Raw genomic sequence first — 16,071 nt, 5'->3', positions numbered from 1 at the left:
AATGACAATGCGTAACTCTTTTTTGACCGTACTGGGAAGTGTCATGTTGTTAGGCGCGGCGTTGCCCGCCCAGTCTGAAAGCGTGCTGCGAATTGGTCTGGGTGCCGATCCGGACATGCTCGATCCGCATCTGGCGCGCACCTATTACGGTCGTTTTGTTTTTGCCTCCCTGTGCGACAGGCTGGTGGACGTCGATGAGCATCTGAAAGTGGTACCGGGGCTGGCGAAAGACTGGGCCTGGAGCGATGACGGTAAAACCTTGACCCTGAATCTGCGTGAAGGGGTGACTTTCCACGACGGGGAAAAATTCGACGCGGCAGCCGCTAAATACAACCTCGACCGCGCCCTGACGTTAAAAGGCTCGCTGCGTAAAAGTGAAATCTCCTCCGTGGAGTCGGTTGAGGTGACGGGTCCAATGCAGATTGCCCTGCACCTGAAAACCCCTGATGCCGCTTTGCTGATGCAGTTGACCGATCGCGCCGGAGCGATGATGGCGCCAGACGCGGCGAAAAAACCGGATTTTGCCGCGCATCCCGTCTGCTCGGGGCCGTATAAATTCGACAGCCGCGTGTCCCAGGATCGTATTGTTCTGACGCGTTTCGACAACTACTGGAATAAAGACGCCTACCACTTCGACAAAATCATCTATTTGCCGATCCCGGATGCCTCCGTGCGCCTGGCCAACCTGCGCGCGGGCGATCTTGACCTGACCGAAGGGATTGCCGCAAGCGACGTTAAAACCGTTGAGGCCGACAGCAAGCTGGCGCTGGCGAAGGTGACCGGTCTGGGTTATCAGGGCATTACCTTCAACATTAACAATGGCAAGGTGCCGGCCAACGATCCGTTCAAGGATGCGCGCGTGCGCGAAGCCTTCTCTCAGGCCATTGACCGCGATGCGTTAAACCAGGTGGTCTTTGAAGGTCTTTACACCCCGTCCAACCAGGCGTTTTCGCCGGTAAGCCCGTATCACGTCAACCTGCCGGTGCCGCCGCGCGACGTCGATAAAGCCAAAGCGTTACTGAAAGCCGCAGGCGTTACCACGCCGCTGACCGTCAATCTGCTGGTGCCAAATAACCCGATTTCCCAGCAGGTCGGCCAGGTTTTACAGGCGATGGTGGCGGAGGCGGGCTTTACCCTCAATTTGCAAATGACCGAGTTCGCCACGCTGCTCGACCGTCAGCAGAGCGGTGATTATCAACTGAGCTTCTCCGGCTGGTCGGGACGTCCGGATCCGGATGGCAGCATCTACGGCTTTGTTCACAGCAAAGGCACGCTTAACGACGGGCGTTACAGCAATGCACAAGTGGATGAATGGCTGACCCAGGCGCGCCAGAGCACCGATCAGGCAGCGCGCCAGCCGCTGTACAACAACGTGGTCAAGCAGCTTCAGACCGACATGCCGATCGCTTACCTCTACTTCGAACCGCGCATTTTTGGTCTGAACAAGCGCGTGCAGGGCTTTAAACCTTACCCGGACGGCATCGTGCGTCTGGCCGGTTTGACGCTGGCAAAATAAACGCCCTGAGGAGAACCCATGCTGGAACTGATTTGCAAACGTCTGCTGCTGGCCATCCCCACTCTGCTGCTGGTGAGCATGATGGTGTTCGGGCTGCAAAAGCTGCTGCCCGGCGACCCGCTGATCGCCATGGCCGGGGAGGAGCGCGACCCGGCGGTGATCGCCCAGCTGCGCGCCGAGCTTAACCTGGATGCGCCGATCCCCGTGCAGTACTTCAACTGGCTGACGCGTGCGCTGCAGGGCGACCTTGGCGTCTCCCTGCGCACCCACGAGCCGGTGACGCAGCTGATCGCCAGCAAGCTGCCTGTGACGCTGGAGCTGTCGCTGCTGGCGATGATCATCGCGCTGGTGTTTGGCATCAGCATGGGGATCCTCGCGGCGGTAAACAAAAACAGCTGGGTCGATCACGGGGCGAATTTCGTGGCGATCTCGGGGATCTCGATCCCGCACTTCTGGCTGGGGATCCTGCTGATTCTGGTTTTCTCGGTCAACCTGCAGTGGCTGCCTGCGTCCGGCTATGTACCGTTCAGTGAAGATCCGATCCAGAACCTGCGCACGTTGCTGCTGCCTGCCTCCGTGCTCGGTACGGGGCTGGCCGCCACGCTGATGCGTCATTCCCGCGCCTCCATGATCGCGGTATTAAAAGCGGATTATATCCGCACCGCACGGGCAAAGGGGCTATTGCCAAACGCCGTGATCTTAAAGCATGCCTTTCGCAATGCGCTGGTGCCGGTGATCACCCTGACCACGCTACTGTTTGGTGAATTGCTGGGCGGTGCGGTGTTGACCGAGCAGGTCTTCACCATTCCGGGCTTTGGCAAGATGATCGTCGACTCGGTATTCAACCGCGACTATGCGGTGGTGCAGGGCGTGGTGCTGATCGTGGCGATCGGCTTCTTGATGCTCAATCTTCTGGCCGACGTGCTCTACGTGCTTATCAACCCGAAAATGCGAGGTTAACGATGGCGGAACTGACAACTCAAACCGTTGCGCCTGCGCTGCCACGCGCGAAGAGCAGGGTGTTAACAAAATTCCTTGCCAATAAAAGCGCGGTGATCGGCGCGGTCGTGGTGGGCTTCTTCGTGCTGGTGGCGCTGCTGGCGCCGTGGATCGCCCCGTTCGACCCGGTGAAAGCCAACTTCCTGGCGGTGCGCAAAGCGCCGTCGGCGATGTACTGGTTTGGCACCGACGAGCTGGGGCGCGACATCTTATCGCGCATTATCTGGGGAGCGCAAACCTCGCTGATGGCCGGCTGTATGTCGGTGGTCATCGCTGTGGTTATCGGCGTGCCGCTGGGGCTGGTGGCAGGCTACTTCCAGAAGATGTGGGATGGCGTGATCTCACGCTTTATTGAAGCGCTGCTGGCCTGTCCGTTCCTGATCATGGCGATCGCGCTCGGGGCATTTTTAGGCCCGAGCCTGACCAACGCGATGATCGCTATTGGCCTCTCGGCGATGCCGATCTTCGCCCGCCTGACGCGCGGCCAGGTGATCGCCATTCGCAACGAAGAGTACATCGACGGTGCACGGGCGATTGGTCTGCCGGATCGCTGGATCATCATCAAATACGTACTGCCCAACGTCATGTCGCCGATTCTGGTGCAGGCCACGCTGGCGATTGCCTCGGCGATCATCGCCGAAGCCAGCCTGTCGTTTCTGGGGCTGGGACAGCAGCCGCCGAACCCGTCCTGGGGCTCGATGCTCAACACCGCCAAAGGTTTCCTTGAGCAAGCGCCGTGGATGTCTATTTTCCCCGGCGTGGCGATTTTCCTTGCCGTGCAGGGCTTTAATTTACTCGGCGACGGACTGCGCGATGCGCTCGATCCGCGCCACGACTAAGGAGTCATAATGACCAAAGCGCTTGATTTTACGTCCGGTTACGCTTCACGCCGCCCGCCGATGCTGGGCCACAACGCCGTTGCAACCTCGCAGCCGCTGGCGGCGCAGGCGGGTATGCGTATGCTCCAGCTGGGCGGTAACGCCGTGGATGCAGCGGTGGCAATGGCCATGGCGTTAACCGTTGTCGAGCCAACCGGCAACGGCATCGGCAGCGATGCGTTTGCCATCGTCTGGGACGGAGAAAAGCTTCACGGTTTGAATGCGTCGGGCCGCTCGCCTGCCAGCTGGCATGCCGATCTGTTTGCCGGGAAAACTGCCGTGCCGGAAATTGGCTGGGACGCCGTTACGGTGCCGGGCGCGGTATCGGGCTGGGTTGCCCTGGCGGAACGTTTTGGTACATTGCCGCTCACCACGCTGGCGCAGCCGGCAATTGAGTATGCACGCAACGGTTTTCCCGTCTCCCCGCTGATTGGTCATCTCTGGCAGCGTGGCTACAACAAGCTGAAAGACCAGCCGGGCTTTAGCGCCTGTTTTGCGCCGCAAGGCCGCGCGCCGCGCGTGGGGGAAATCTTCCGTAATCCGGCCCAGGCGAACTCGCTGGAACTGATTGCTAAAACCAACGGCGAAGCGTTTTACCATGGCGAACTGGCACAAAAAATCGCCGCTTTCGCCAAAGAACACGGCGCACACCTGACAACCGAAGATCTGGCAAACCATCGCGTGGACTGGGTGGACCTGCTGTCGCGCGATTTTGCCGGCGGCTCGGTACAGGAGCTGCCGCCGAACGGCCAGGGGATCGCCACGCTGATTGCGCTCGGCATTCTGGAGCAGTGCGGTATTGAGCAGCATCACCCGGATTCTGTGCAGGGGCTGCACCTCGCCATTGAGGCGATGAAGCTGGCGCTGGCGGATCTCGATCGCTACGTTGCCGATGAAGACCATATGGAGTTCGCGGCGAAAGAGCTGCTGAGCGACCATTATCTCAAGGCGCGCGCGGCGCTTATCGATCAGGATAAGGCCTCTGATTTTGTCTACGGTTCACCGACCCAGAGCGGCACGGTGTACCTGAGTACGGCTGATGCCAGCGGCATGATGGTCTCATTTATTCAGTCAAACTTTATGGGCTTTGGCTCGGGGATCGTCGTGCCGGACACGGGGATCAGCCTGCAAAACCGGGGCTGTGGGTTTGTACTGGATCCAAAACATCCCAATGCGCTGGCCGGCAGCAAGCGTCCGTTCCATACCATCATTCCCGGTTTTGCGATGGACGGAAACGGCAAGCCGCTGATGTCATTCGGCGTCATGGGTGGGCCGATGCAGGCGCAGGGACACATGCAGATGGCGCTGCGCATCATGCTGCACGGCCAAAACCCGCAGGCGGCAATTGATGCCCCGCGCTGGCGCGTGGTGCAGGGCAGGGAAGTGATCGTCGAGTCGACGTTCGACCGCAATACCATTGCCGCCCTGCGCGAGCGGGGGCATCAGATTGTGGTGGAAGATCCGCTGCAGGATTATAACTTTGGCGGTGCGCAGGTGATTTACCGGTTGCCGGAGGGGCACTACGTGGCGGCAACGGAGAGCCGTAAAGACGGACAGGCGTTGGTGAGTTAAACGCGCGAGCAACATTTGTAGGCCGGGTAAGGCGTAGCCGCCACCCGGCTTTTTTTTACCCAATACTAAACGGATCCGCATCCTGCCACGCAGGAAACTTCTCCCGATACTCCTTCAGCGCCGTCAGCGACAACTCCGCATCAATGCGCGTCGCCTGATGCGGCTCGGCGGTCGCAATAATCTCACCCTGCGGATTAACCACCCGGCTGTCGCCGCGATAGTGATGCCCGTTGCCATCGGTACCCACACGGTTACAGCCCGCCACATAGGCCTGGTTCTCAATGGCGCGCGCCGTCAGCAGCGCCTGCCAGTGCAGTGAACGCGGGGCAGGCCAGTTAGCGACGTACAGCGCCAGATCGTAATCGTCGCGGTTGCGCGACCAGACCGGGAAGCGCAGGTCGTAGCAGACCAGCGGCAGGATGCGCCACCCGCGCCACTCGAACACCACGCGCTCGTTACCCGCCTCGTAATGATGGTGCTCATCCGCCATACGGAACAGATGACGCTTATCGTAGAAATGCACGTTCCCCTCTGGCTCAACCAGCAGGAAGCGGTTAACCGCCCCACGCTCGGTTTGCAGTGCGGCGCTACCGGCAATCAGGGCGTTGGTCTGACGGGCTTTGGCGTGCATCCAGGCCACGACGTCATCCTGCGGCATCGACTGTTTCGCCGCTTCCATCGCAAAGCCTGTGGTGAACATCTCTGGCAGGACAATCACATCGCGTCCGGTAATCTCTTCCAGTTGACGATCGAAGTGGCGCAGGTTGGCAGGGCCATCCATCCACACTAAAGGTTGCTGCAAAATAGAAAGCTTTAAACCCGGCACGATTCAGACTCCTCACAAGACCGCTTTTTGACACTGTAGCACGTCATTACGGGAAAATGTGGCAATAAAAAACCCCGCGCGAGGCGGGGTTTAGGGAAGCGAAACGCGTTAAGCGGCTTCAGGTTTGCGGACCTTCTCCGGCAGCTTTACCGGCTGCGTCGCCAGCTCGTCCGGCTCGAAATCATCCACGTTGATGCTGCGCAGACGGCTCTCTTCGGCTTTCACCAGCAGGGCGGCTTCATTGTTATCAATAATGCCGCCGGCCAGGGCCTGTTTCGCCAGCTCATCCAGACGCGTGAACGGCAGATTTTTGCCCAGCTGTTTGCAGATCTTCTGGTGAATCGGGTCGGCGGCCATCACGTCGAGCAGCGCTTCTTCAAGCAGACCGACCGGGTTATGCGGCGTGGGTGCCAGATACTGACCGCGCCCAATACGGGAGCGGGTCGCGCTCGGTATTTGCAGGATCTTCGCCACTTTGTGGTCCAGCAGGTCGGATGGCGCAAGATGATGGCGACCAGTCGGGAAGATAGCCACCCGCAGCGCGCCCGCCACGAAGCGGTTCGGGAAGTTTGCCAGCAGATCGTCAATCGCCTGTTCAGCCTGATAAAGCGCATCCTGTACACCCCAGTGTACCAGCGGCAGATCCGCTTCATGACGACCTTCATCGTCGTAACGTTTCAGGACCGCAGAGGCCAGGAATACCTGACTCAGCACATCACCCAGACGGGCAGAAATGCGCTCGCGACGTTTCAGGCTACCGCCCAGCACCGCCATCGACACATCCGACAGCAGGGCGAGGTTCGCGCTCAGGCGGTTCAGATGCTGATAGTAGCGTTTTGTTGCGTCACCGGTTGGCGTGGCGCTGGTGAGGCCGCGCGTCAGGCCCAGCCAGAAGCTGCGAACCTCGTTACTGCCCACATGGCCGATATGTTTGAACAGCAGCTTATCGAAGGCATCCACGTCGTTATTCTGCGCAGCAGCCATCTCTTCCAGCACGTAAGGATGGCAGCGGATCGCCCCCTGACCGAAGATCATCATGCTGCGGGTCAGGATGTTTGCCCCTTCCACGGTAATCGCAATCGGTGAGCCCTGATAGCCGCGCGCCAGGAAGTTGCCTTCGCCGAGCATAATGCCTTTACCGCCCGCAATATCCATCGCGTCGATGATTGACTGCTGCGCGCGGTGGGTACAGTGGTACTTCACAATCGCCGATAGCACGGCCGGTTTTTCGCCGAGCATAATGCCGTAGGTAATCAACGATGCGGCGGCGTCCATCACGTAGGCATTGCCTGCGATACGCGCCAGCGGCTCTTCGATACCTTCCATCTTGCCGATGGAAATTTTGAACTGACGGCGGATATGCGCGTAAGCACCAATCCCCATCGCCACGGATTTCAGGCCACCGGTTGAGTTTGACGGCAGGGTAATACCGCGACCGACGGACAGACACTCCACCAGCATACGCCAGCCCTGACCGGCCATTTTCGGGCCACCGATGATGTAATCAATCGGCACAAAGATATCCTGTCCACGGGTTGGACCGTTCTGGAACGGTACGTTCAACGGGAAGTGGCGACGGCCAATTTCAACGCCCGGGGTAGAGGTCGGGATCAGCGCGCAGGTAATGCCCAGATCTTCCTCGCCGCCCAGCAGTTTTTCCGGGTCGGAGAGCTTAAACGCCAGGCCCAGCACGGTAGCGATAGGGGCCAGGGTGATGTAACGCTTGTTCCAGGTGAGGCGCATGCCCAGCACCTGCTCGCCCTGCCACTCGCCCATACACACCACGCCGGTATCCGGGATCGCACCGGCGTCGGAACCCGCTTCCGGGCTGGTCAGGGCGAAGCACGGGATCTCCTGACCGCGTGCCAGACGCGGCAGATAGTGATCTTTCTGTTCTTCAGTACCGTAATGCTGCAGCAGTTCGCCCGGGCCGAGAGAGTTTGGTACACCCACGGTGATCGCCAGGATCCCGGAGACGCCCGCCAGCTTCTGCAGCACGCGCGCCTGAGCGTAAGCGGAGAATTCCAGACCGCCGTACTCTTTCTTGATGATCATCGCGAAGAAGCGATGCTCTTTCAGGTAAGCCCACAGTTCAGGAGGCAGGTCGGCCATCTCATGGGTGATAGCGAAGTCGTTCGCCATACGGCACGCTTCTTCCACCGGGCCATCGATAAAGGCCTGCTCCTCTGCGGTCAGGCGCGGCTGCGGATAGTTGTGCAGCTTTTTCCAGTCTGGATTGCCCTGGAACAGATCGCCTTCCCACCAGGTGGTGCCCGCGTCGATCGCCTCTTTCTCTGTACGCGACATCGGTGGCATCACCTTGCGGAAGCCTTTGAATACCGGCGCGGAGATCATCGACTTACGCATCGGCACCAGGTTAAGCGGCAGAAGGATGAGGGCCAGCGGAACTAAAAGCCAGATATTCCAAAGCCCTGCTACGGCAAGCGCTGCCGTCCAGGCCAGCAGGATCAGGCTGCTGAGGAAGAGACTGACGCGGTGATAGAACAACACACCGAGCAGAACAACGGTTGCGATAATGCTCAAAATCATCATAACGAAAAGCTCCCTTGCTTGTAGGAGGTCTGACCACTTGTGATGATATGGTTGTAGTTGATGTGAATTCCTTTATCAATGTGTTTACAAAATAATTACAACCTGGTTCACATTGTTCGCTGTTAAGCCGGCACGAAAAAGCAAAACGCCGGACGTTTCGCAAGGCTTTAGCTTCTCGCTTTTAGTGGTATCCGGTACACTCCATCCTGTTATCTCATCAATACTGAAGGATTATCCTCATGTACCAGGATCTTATTCGTAACGAACTGAACGAAGCGGCGGAAACGCTGGCTAATTTTCTGAAAGATGATGCCAATATTCACGCGATTCAGCGCGCTGCGGTCCTGCTGGCCGACAGCTTCAAAGCCGGTGGTAAAGTGCTCTCCTGCGGTAACGGTGGTTCCCACTGTGATGCCATGCACTTCGCAGAAGAGCTGACCGGGCGCTATCGTGAAAACCGTCCGGGTTACCCGGCGATTGCGATTTCCGACGTGAGCCACATCTCCTGCGTAGGCAATGACTTCGGTTACGACCACATCTTTTCCCGCTACGTGGAAGCGGTAGGCCGTGAAGGCGACGTGCTGCTGGGGATTTCGACCTCCGGTAACTCCGCAAACGTGATCAAAGCGATCGCCGCCGCGCGTGAAAAAGGGATGAAAGTCATCACCCTGACCGGTAAAGATGGCGGTAAGATGGACGGTACGGCCGATATCGAAATTCGTGTTCCGCACTTCGGCTATGCAGATCGCGTTCAGGAAATTCACATCAAAGTGATCCACATCCTGATCCAGCTGATTGAAAAAGAGATGGTTAAGTAAGACTTCGCGGGGGGCATATCCATTGGGGCGTTGCCCCCGCTGTTGTGGAGGTGATGTATGTGCGAACTGCTCGGGATGAGCGCCAATGTGCCAACCGATATCTGCTTTAGCTTCACCGGGCTGGTACAGCGCGGTGGGGGAACCGGGCCGCATAAAGACGGCTGGGGCATTACCTTCTACGAAGGCAAAGGCTGTCGCACGTTTAAAGATCCACAACCCAGCTTCAACTCGCCCATTGCCAAACTGGTGCAGGATTACCCGATAAAATCCCACTCGGTTATCGCCCACATTCGTCAGGCAAATCGCGGCGAAGTGGCGCTGGAAAACACGCATCCCTTTACCCGCGAGCTGTGGGGCCGCAACTGGACCTACGCGCACAACGGCCAACTGACGGGCTATAAATCGCTTGAAACGGGCAATTTCCGCCCGGTCGGAGAAACCGACAGCGAAAAAGCGTTTTGCTGGCTGCTGCACAAGCTGACGGAACGCTATCCCCGCACGCCGGGCAACATGGCCGCGGTGTTCAAATACATTGCGTTACTGGCGACAGAATTGCGCGAGAAAGGGGTATTCAACATGCTGTTGTCTGACGGGCGCTACGTGATGGCGTACTGTTCGACGAACCTGTTCTGGATCACCCGCCGTGCGCCGTTTGGTGTGGCCACGCTGCTCGATCAGGATGTGGAGATAGATTTTCAGAAGGAGACCACGCCGAACGATGTGGTCACCGTGATCGCGACGCAGCCGCTGACGGGCAACGAAGCCTGGCAAAAGATTATGCCAGGCGAGTGGGCGTTATTTTGCCTCGGGGACCGTGTAGTTTGACGCCAGTTGTGGGTGGACGACTTCGTGGCTCAGCGGTTTGCTGACCAGATAACGCCCATCCACAACCGAAACAACCGGCGGCTTATGGGTCTGTTCAAAGTAGTCGTAACCCGGCTTAAGCTGTTTCCAGAAATCCGCGTAGTAAGAGTATTTGTGACGCGCCATGTTGGCATCGGTCATGCGGAACGGATAAATGCTCACCTGCACGTTCGGCTGACCAAAGACCAGTGCGCCGGTCACGAACTGGAAAATCTCATCAATGCCCGTATCGGTCATCGCGTAACAGCCGACAGACACGCAGGCACCGTGGATCATCAGGTATTTACCCTCATAACCGTGGGCACGGTCGAAGGCATTCGGGAAACCGATGTTAATCGCTTTATAGAAACGGCTGTCAGGTTTTAGCTGGCTACGCTGAACGTTGTAAAACCCTTCCGGACTCTTGAAGTCGCCCTGACGTTGTTTTGGACCAAGGCCGCCTGAATAGTTACAAATCTTATAACTATCAAGCAGCTGATACGTCTCGCCCATTTTGACATACAGGTCGAGAGTGCGCTCTTCCTTGAAGATTTGAATATAAACCGGGGATCCCATTAACTGCTGTTTATATTCTTTGCTGATGGGTGTGGTTGAACTGTTGCTGCTGAGCAGCCCGGCAAACGACACACACGGAATCAGAAGCATCGCAATGAATAATGCGATTTTACGCATACTACTTGTTCCTTGATAAAACCATGACCAACTTGCCAGGACGGCAAAAGAGACCCGAAATCAGATTATTCTGGACAGGAGCGCTCACATTATCATCGCTATAGATTTTCGCAATAGCGAAGCTGTTAGTTTACACATTAGTTTTCCTTTATAAAGTGTGCAGACGCCGCTCGCGTCATGGACGCTTCTCAATTTGCTTATGTTTACTGTATACTTATCCAGTGATGAGTGAGGGTTTACTATGCGCAAAATAATCCATGTCGATATGGACTGCTTTTTCGCTGCGGTAGAGATGCGTGATAATCCGGCGCTACGGGATATCCCTATCGCGATAGGCGGAAGCCGCGTCCAGCGTGGCGTCATCAGTACCGCCAACTATCCTGCGCGCAAATTTGGCGTACGCAGCGCAATGCCTACGGCAATGGCGCTGAAGCTGTGCCCTCATCTCACCCTTTTACCGGGGCGTTTCGACGCCTATAAAGAAGCCTCCGCCCACATACGGGAAATTTTCTCCCGCTATACCTCGCTGATTGAGCCGCTTTCGCTGGACGAAGCCTATCTTGATGTCACTGACAGCCTGCATTGCCACGGCTCAGCCACGCTGATGGCGCAGGAGATCCGCCAGACCATCTCAGACGAGCTAAACCTGACCGCATCGGCAGGCATCGCGCCGGTGAAGTTCCTGGCGAAAATCGCGTCCGATCTCAATAAGCCTAACGGTCAGTACGTCATCACCCCTGAAGAGGTCCCCGCGTTTTTGAAAACCCTGCCGCTCGGTAAAATTCCCGGCGTGGGGAAAGTCTCCGCCGCCAAGCTTGAAAGCATGGGATTACGGACCTGTGAAGACGTGCAGCGCAGCGATCTGGCGATGCTGCTCAAGCGTTTTGGCAAATTTGGCCGCGTGCTGTGGGAGCGCAGCCAGGGGATTGACGATCGCGACGTGAACAGTGAGCGGCTGCGTAAATCCGTCGGGGTCGAGCGCACGCTGATAGAAGATATTCACGACTGGTCAGATTGCGAAGCCATTATTACCGATCAGCTCTATCCCGAGCTGGAACGACGTCTGGCGAAGGTGAAACCGGACCTGCTGATTGCCCGTCAGGGCATCAAGCTCAAGTTCAACGATTTCCAGCAGACCACCCAGGAACACGTCTGGCCCCGGCTGAATAAAGACGATCTTATCGCTACGGCGAAAAAAGCGTGGGAAGAGCGGCGGGCAGGGCGAGGGGTTCGGCTGGTGGGGGTGCACGTTACGCTGCTGGATCCGCAGCTGGAGCGGCAGTTGGTATTAGGGTTGTAGCGTGTATCAATCGTAGGCCCGGCAAGCGAAGCGCCACCGGGCATCAAACGGCTAATTACTTCGCAGGGATCGCCTTCAGCAGTTCCGTCAGCAGCGTCCAGTAGTGGCCCACGCTTTCGATATGAACCTGCTCATCCGGGGAGTGTGGCCCGGTGATGGTTGGCCCAATGGAAACCATGTCCATGTTCGGGTACGGTTTTTTGAACAGACCGCACTCCAGACCCGCGTGGATCACCTGGATATTCGGCGTGCTGTTGAACAGACGCTGATAGGTTTCACGTACCAGCGCCATCACCGGAGAGGTAGCGTCCGGCTGCCAGCCCGGGTAGCTGCCTTTCGCGGAGGTGTTCGCGCCCGCCAGTTTACCCAGAGATTCCAGCATGCTCACCACATATTCTTTACCGCTGTCGATCAGTGAGCGGATCAGGCAGATGATCTCTGCGCTCTCGTCGCTCATGGTGACCACGCCCACGTTCAGAGAGGTTTCTACCACGCCTTTCGCGACGTCGGAGTTGCGGATCACGCCGTTTGGCGTGGCGTTCAGCAGTTGAACGAAGCTGTCGCGTGACTGTGCGGTCAGCGCGGCTTTATCTGTAGAGACAGATTCCAGCACCACGTTCAGGTTTTTCTCTTTCTCAGACAGTTCGTTTTTCAGGATATCCAGATAAACGCTGGCGAGCTTTTTCAGCTCGTCTGCTTTTGCCGCAGGCACGGCCACGGTGGCGAAGGCTTCACGCGGGATAGCGTTACGCAGCGTACCGCCGTTGAAATCCACCAGACGCAGATCCAGGTCAGCCGCATGGCCTGCCAGGAAGCGCGCCAGCAGTTTGTTGGCGTTGCCGAGACCTAAATGAATATCGCCGCCGGAGTGGCCGCCTTTGAGCCCCTTCAGCGTCAGCTTGAAGGTCTCGAAGCCCGCAGGAACGGCTTCGCGGGAGAGCGGCAGGGTAGAGATGAAATCAATCCCGCCCGCACAGCCCATGTAGATCTCACCTTCTTCTTCTGAGTCGGTGTTGATCAGAATGTCAGCCTGCAGCCAGTTCGCCTGTAAGCCAAACGCACCGTCCATGCCCGCTTCTTCGGTCATGGTCAGCAGCACTTCCAGCGGGCCGTGTTCAACGCTGTCGTCTGCCAGCACGGCCAGCGCAGAGGCCATGCCAATACCGTTGTCCGCGCCAAGAGTGGTGCCGCGCGCTTTCACCCAGTCGCCATCGATGTACGGCTGAATAGGATCTTTGGTGAAGTCGTGAACGGTGTCGTTGTTTTTCTGTGGAACCATATCCAGGTGCGCCTGCAGCACAACCGGTTTACGGTTTTCCATCCCTGCGGTTGCAGGTTTACGGATCAGGATGTTGCCCACCTGGTCACGCTCGGCGTGCAGGCCTTTTTCCTTCGCCCAGCCCATAATGTGTTCGGCTAATTGTTCTTCATGATAGGACGGGTGCGGAATGGAGCAGATTTTGGCAAAAATATCCCACAGCGGCTGTGGCGATAATTGAGACAGTTCAGACACGATAAGTCTCCTTGTCGGTGCGCTGCAAACAATGATGCAGGACACAGGGTTAGCAGGTTAATAGTTACCACAAGTCGGGCTTGCGAGATGAAACTGAGAATACCACTTTCTCTGGTTGCTGGTAGCATTAAGCATGTAAAAACTCAGGCTCAGGGCGCTAAACACTGGTTTTTAGTGCGTCAGATCTCTATAATCTCGCGCAACCTATTTCCCCCTTGAACACTTTTTAAGCCGTAGATAAACAGGCTGGGACACTTCACATGAGCGAAAAATACGTCGTCACCTGGGACATGTTGCAGATTCACGCACGCAAGCTGGCTGCGCGTCTGATGCCTTCCGAACAGTGGAAAGGCATTATTGCCGTCAGCCGTGGCGGTCTGGTACCGGGGGCGCTGCTGGCACGTGAGCTGGGTATTCGTCATGTCGATACCGTTTGCATCTCCAGCTATGACCACGACAACCAGCGCGAGCTGAAAGTGCTGAAACGCGCAGAAGGCGACGGTGAAGGCTTCATCGTTATTGATGACCTGGTGGATACCGGTGGTACCGCGGTAGCTATCCGCGAAATGTATCCGAAAGCTCACTTCGTGACCATCTTCGCGAAGCCGGCTGGTCGCCCGCTGGTGAATGACTACGTGATTGATATCCCGCAGGATACCTGGATTGAACAGCCATGGGATATGGGTGTGGTCTTTGTACCGCCTATTTCAGGCCGCTAATTCCAGTACGTAACTTTACACGCCCGGCCATGCCGGGCGTTGTTCTTTTTAGCCTCTGCCGCGTTACAATGGTCTCTTAATGACGTATCCATGGAGGCAACGCAATGACGCAGGCGAATCTCACTGAGACTCTTTTCAAACCCCGTTTCAAACATCCTGAGACGTCGACGCTGGTGCGCCGGTTTAACCCTGGCACCATGCCTTCAGTGCAGTCTGCGTTAGACGGCAAAAATGTCCCCCACTGGTATCGCATGATCAACCGCCTGATGTGGATTTGGCGCGGTATCGATCCCCGTGAAATCCTCGAAGTGCAGGCGCGCATCGTGATGAGCGAGGCCGAACGCACCGACAGCGAACTGTACGATACGGTCGTTGGCTATCGCGGCGGCAACTGGATCTATGAGTGGTCTAAACAGGCGATGCTCTGGCAGCAAAAAGCCAGCCAGGAAGAGGATACCACGCTCAGCGGCCAGCATTGGCTGCACGCCTCAAACCTCTACAGCATTGCCGCCTATCCCCATCTTAAGGGGGATGAGCTGGCCGAGCAGGCTCAGGCACTAGCCAATCGCGCCTACGAAGAAGCGGCTCAGCGGCTGTCGTGCCGCATGCGCGAGCTTGAATTTACCATCCCCGGCGGAGCGTCCGTAACCGGCTTCCTGCATATGCCGGAAGGCGAGGGACCATTCCCGACGGTGCTGATGTGCGGCGGCCTCGATTCGCTTCAGATTGATTACTTCAGCCTGTTTGAGCGCTACTTTGCACCAAAAGGGATCGCCATGCTGACGCTGGATATGCCCTCAATTGGCTTCTCAACCAAGTGGAAACTGACGCAGGACTCGAGCCTGCTGCACCAGCATGCGCTGAAAGCGCTGGAAAATATTCCATGGGTTGATCATACCCGCGTGGCAGCCTTTGGTTTCCGCTTCGGGGCCAACGTCGCGGTGCGTCTGGCCTACCTTGAATCCTCCCGCCTGAAAGCGGTCGCCTGTCTTGGCCCGGTCGTTCATGCTCTGCTCAGCGATCCCGTGCGGCAGGGCAGCGTGCCTGAAATGTATCTGGACGTGCTGGCGAGCCGTCTTGGCATGCATGATGCATCAGACGAAGCGTTGCGCGTGGAGCTTAATCGTTACTCCCTTAAAACGCAGGGCTTACTGGGGCGGCGGTGTCCTACGCCGATGCTTTCCGGATTCTGGAAAAACGATCCGTTCAGCCCGGAGGAAGAGTCGCGTTTAATCACCTCGTCATCTTCCGATGGCAAACTGCTTGAGGTGCCATTCAGCCCGGTGTATCAGAATTTTGACAAAGCGTTGAAAGAGATCACGCGCTGGATCGCTCAGAGAGTGTGTTAATAGATTGCTAAATTTTGACGGTTTGGTAAAACAGTGGCTTCACAAAAGGAGATCGTAATGACGTTACCGAGTGGACACCCGAAAAGTAGACTGATTAAGAAGTTCATGGCTCTTGGCCCGTACATTCGAGAAGAGCAGTGTGAAGAGAATCGCTTTTTTTTCGACTGCCTGGCCGTATGCGTCAACGTGAAGCCTGCACCTGAAAGCCGTGAATTCTGGGGCTGGTGGATGGAAATGGAAGCAGAGGAAAAACGTTTCACCTACAGCTACCAGTTTGGTCTGTTTAATAAAGAAGGGAACTGGCAGCCTGCGCCTATCAAAGATCAGGAAGTGATCGATCGTCTGGAGCACACGCTGAAAGAGTACCTTGCCAAAGCAACGGCGCTGCTGGCAACGCTGGACCTGAAGCTGGAACCCGCCGATGATTTCTCAAGCGAAGCGGTTAAGCTGACGGCATAAGGTCAGGTTGGTCATCCGGATAAGGCGAAGCCG

Annotated in this window: 14 protein-coding genes; 10 read left to right on the top strand and 4 right to left on the bottom strand. The window is 57.1% G+C overall.

All coding sequences use genetic code 11. The features are described 5' to 3' along the window. The first annotated feature begins 1 nt into the window (after position 1). Genes FFS28_RS08175 through FFS28_RS08160 form a run of 4 tightly spaced genes read left to right on the top strand, consistent with a single transcriptional unit; the run spans position 2 to position 4,965 of the window. Positions 2-1,516 carry an ABC transporter substrate-binding protein gene (locus FFS28_RS08175; protein ID WP_171007394.1) on the top strand — a complete coding sequence of 505 codons (1,515 nt, stop codon included), beginning with the start codon at positions 2-4 and terminating at the stop codon, positions 1,514-1,516. A gap of 18 nt (positions 1,517-1,534) precedes the next feature. Next, a complete protein-coding gene (locus FFS28_RS08170; protein ID WP_137849252.1) occupies positions 1,535-2,476 on the top strand; it encodes an ABC transporter permease in 942 nt (313 codons plus the stop codon). Positions 2,477-2,478: 2 nt separating this feature from the next. After that, positions 2,479-3,354 (top strand): ABC transporter permease, encoded by an 876-nt coding sequence (locus FFS28_RS08165; protein ID WP_137849251.1) that lies wholly within the window; start codon positions 2,479-2,481, stop codon positions 3,352-3,354. 9 nt (positions 3,355-3,363) lie between these two features. After that, positions 3,364-4,965, top strand: a complete 1,602-nt coding sequence (locus FFS28_RS08160) for a gamma-glutamyltransferase family protein (RefSeq protein ID WP_137849250.1) — start codon at positions 3,364-3,366, stop codon at positions 4,963-4,965. Positions 4,966-5,020: 55 nt separating this feature from the next. On the opposite strand, the gene FFS28_RS08155 is transcribed toward FFS28_RS08160, so the two are convergent. Continuing rightward, positions 5,021-5,791 (bottom strand): amidohydrolase, encoded by a 771-nt coding sequence (locus FFS28_RS08155; protein WP_042320757.1) that lies wholly within the window; start codon positions 5,789-5,791, stop codon positions 5,021-5,023. Between the two features lie 108 nt (positions 5,792-5,899). Next, entirely contained in the window at positions 5,900-8,344 is a 2,445-nt protein-coding gene (gene fadE, locus FFS28_RS08150) for an acyl-CoA dehydrogenase FadE (protein ID WP_137271641.1), read from the bottom strand. Between the two features lie 239 nt (positions 8,345-8,583). On the opposite strand from fadE, the gene lpcA reads away from it, so the two are divergent. After that, positions 8,584-9,162, top strand: a complete 579-nt coding sequence (gene lpcA / locus FFS28_RS08145) for a D-sedoheptulose 7-phosphate isomerase (protein WP_003863232.1) — start codon at positions 8,584-8,586, stop codon at positions 9,160-9,162. Between the two features lie 57 nt (positions 9,163-9,219). Further along, positions 9,220-9,987, top strand: coding sequence for a class II glutamine amidotransferase (locus tag FFS28_RS08140; protein ID WP_006176791.1), 768 nt, complete (start codon positions 9,220-9,222; stop codon positions 9,985-9,987). Here the strand turns inward: FFS28_RS08140 and dpaA are convergent. Further along, positions 9,958-10,698, bottom strand: a complete 741-nt coding sequence (gene dpaA / locus FFS28_RS08135; RefSeq protein WP_006176792.1) for a peptidoglycan meso-diaminopimelic acid protein amidase — start codon at positions 10,696-10,698, stop codon at positions 9,958-9,960. The genes FFS28_RS08140 and dpaA overlap by 30 nt on opposite strands. 241 nt (positions 10,699-10,939) lie before the next feature. On the opposite strand from dpaA, the gene dinB reads away from it, so the two are divergent. Further along, entirely contained in the window at positions 10,940-11,998 is a 1,059-nt protein-coding gene (gene dinB, locus FFS28_RS08130) for a DNA polymerase IV (RefSeq protein ID WP_006176793.1), read from the top strand. A gap of 55 nt (positions 11,999-12,053) precedes the next feature. On the opposite strand, the gene pepD is transcribed toward dinB, so the two are convergent. Beyond that, on the bottom strand, positions 12,054-13,511 hold the full coding sequence (pepD, locus tag FFS28_RS08125; protein ID WP_042320762.1) for a cytosol nonspecific dipeptidase: 1,458 nt from the start codon (positions 13,509-13,511) through the stop codon (positions 12,054-12,056). A 260-nt stretch (positions 13,512-13,771) separates the two neighbouring features. On the opposite strand from pepD, the gene gpt reads away from it, so the two are divergent. The 3 genes from gpt to crl all read left to right on the top strand — a co-directional run bounded on the left by gpt (position 13,772) and on the right by crl (position 16,038). Next, the gene (gene gpt / locus FFS28_RS08120) at positions 13,772-14,230 is read left to right on the top strand and encodes a xanthine phosphoribosyltransferase (protein WP_137849249.1); all 459 of its coding nucleotides are present in this window, start codon (positions 13,772-13,774) and stop codon (positions 14,228-14,230) included. A 104-nt stretch (positions 14,231-14,334) separates the two neighbouring features. Then, a complete protein-coding gene (frsA, locus tag FFS28_RS08115; RefSeq protein ID WP_137849248.1) occupies positions 14,335-15,579 on the top strand; it encodes an esterase FrsA in 1,245 nt (414 codons plus the stop codon). 57 nt (positions 15,580-15,636) lie between these two features. Then, positions 15,637-16,038, top strand: coding sequence for a sigma factor-binding protein Crl (crl, locus tag FFS28_RS08110; RefSeq protein WP_006176796.1), 402 nt, complete (start codon positions 15,637-15,639; stop codon positions 16,036-16,038). Positions 16,039-16,071 lie beyond the last annotated feature (33 nt).

Source organism: Enterobacter sp. 2VL (assembly GCF_005503595.1).
Taxonomy (GTDB): Bacteria; Pseudomonadota; Gammaproteobacteria; order Enterobacterales; family Enterobacteriaceae; genus Enterobacter; species Enterobacter cancerogenus.
This window is presented reverse-complemented; position numbering and strand designations above follow the sequence as displayed.

Coding starts and splice junctions, on each gene's coding strand:
- FFS28_RS08175 (WP_171007394.1), top strand. CDS start 2: ATGACAATGCGTAACTCTTTTTTGACCGTACTGGGAAGTGTCATGTTG.
- FFS28_RS08170 (WP_137849252.1), top strand. CDS start 1,535: ATGCTGGAACTGATTTGCAAACGTCTGCTGCTGGCCATCCCCACTCTG.
- FFS28_RS08165 (WP_137849251.1), top strand. CDS start 2,479: ATGGCGGAACTGACAACTCAAACCGTTGCGCCTGCGCTGCCACGCGCG.
- FFS28_RS08160 (WP_137849250.1), top strand. CDS start 3,364: ATGACCAAAGCGCTTGATTTTACGTCCGGTTACGCTTCACGCCGCCCG.
- fadE (WP_137271641.1), bottom strand. CDS start 8,344: ATGATGATTTTGAGCATTATCGCAACCGTTGTTCTGCTCGGTGTGTTG.
- lpcA (WP_003863232.1), top strand. CDS start 8,584: ATGTACCAGGATCTTATTCGTAACGAACTGAACGAAGCGGCGGAAACG.
- FFS28_RS08140 (WP_006176791.1), top strand. CDS start 9,220: ATGTGCGAACTGCTCGGGATGAGCGCCAATGTGCCAACCGATATCTGC.
- dpaA (WP_006176792.1), bottom strand. CDS start 10,698: ATGCGTAAAATCGCATTATTCATTGCGATGCTTCTGATTCCGTGTGTG.
- dinB (WP_006176793.1), top strand. CDS start 10,940: ATGCGCAAAATAATCCATGTCGATATGGACTGCTTTTTCGCTGCGGTA.
- gpt (WP_137849249.1), top strand. CDS start 13,772: ATGAGCGAAAAATACGTCGTCACCTGGGACATGTTGCAGATTCACGCA.
- frsA (WP_137849248.1), top strand. CDS start 14,335: ATGACGCAGGCGAATCTCACTGAGACTCTTTTCAAACCCCGTTTCAAA.
- crl (WP_006176796.1), top strand. CDS start 15,637: ATGACGTTACCGAGTGGACACCCGAAAAGTAGACTGATTAAGAAGTTC.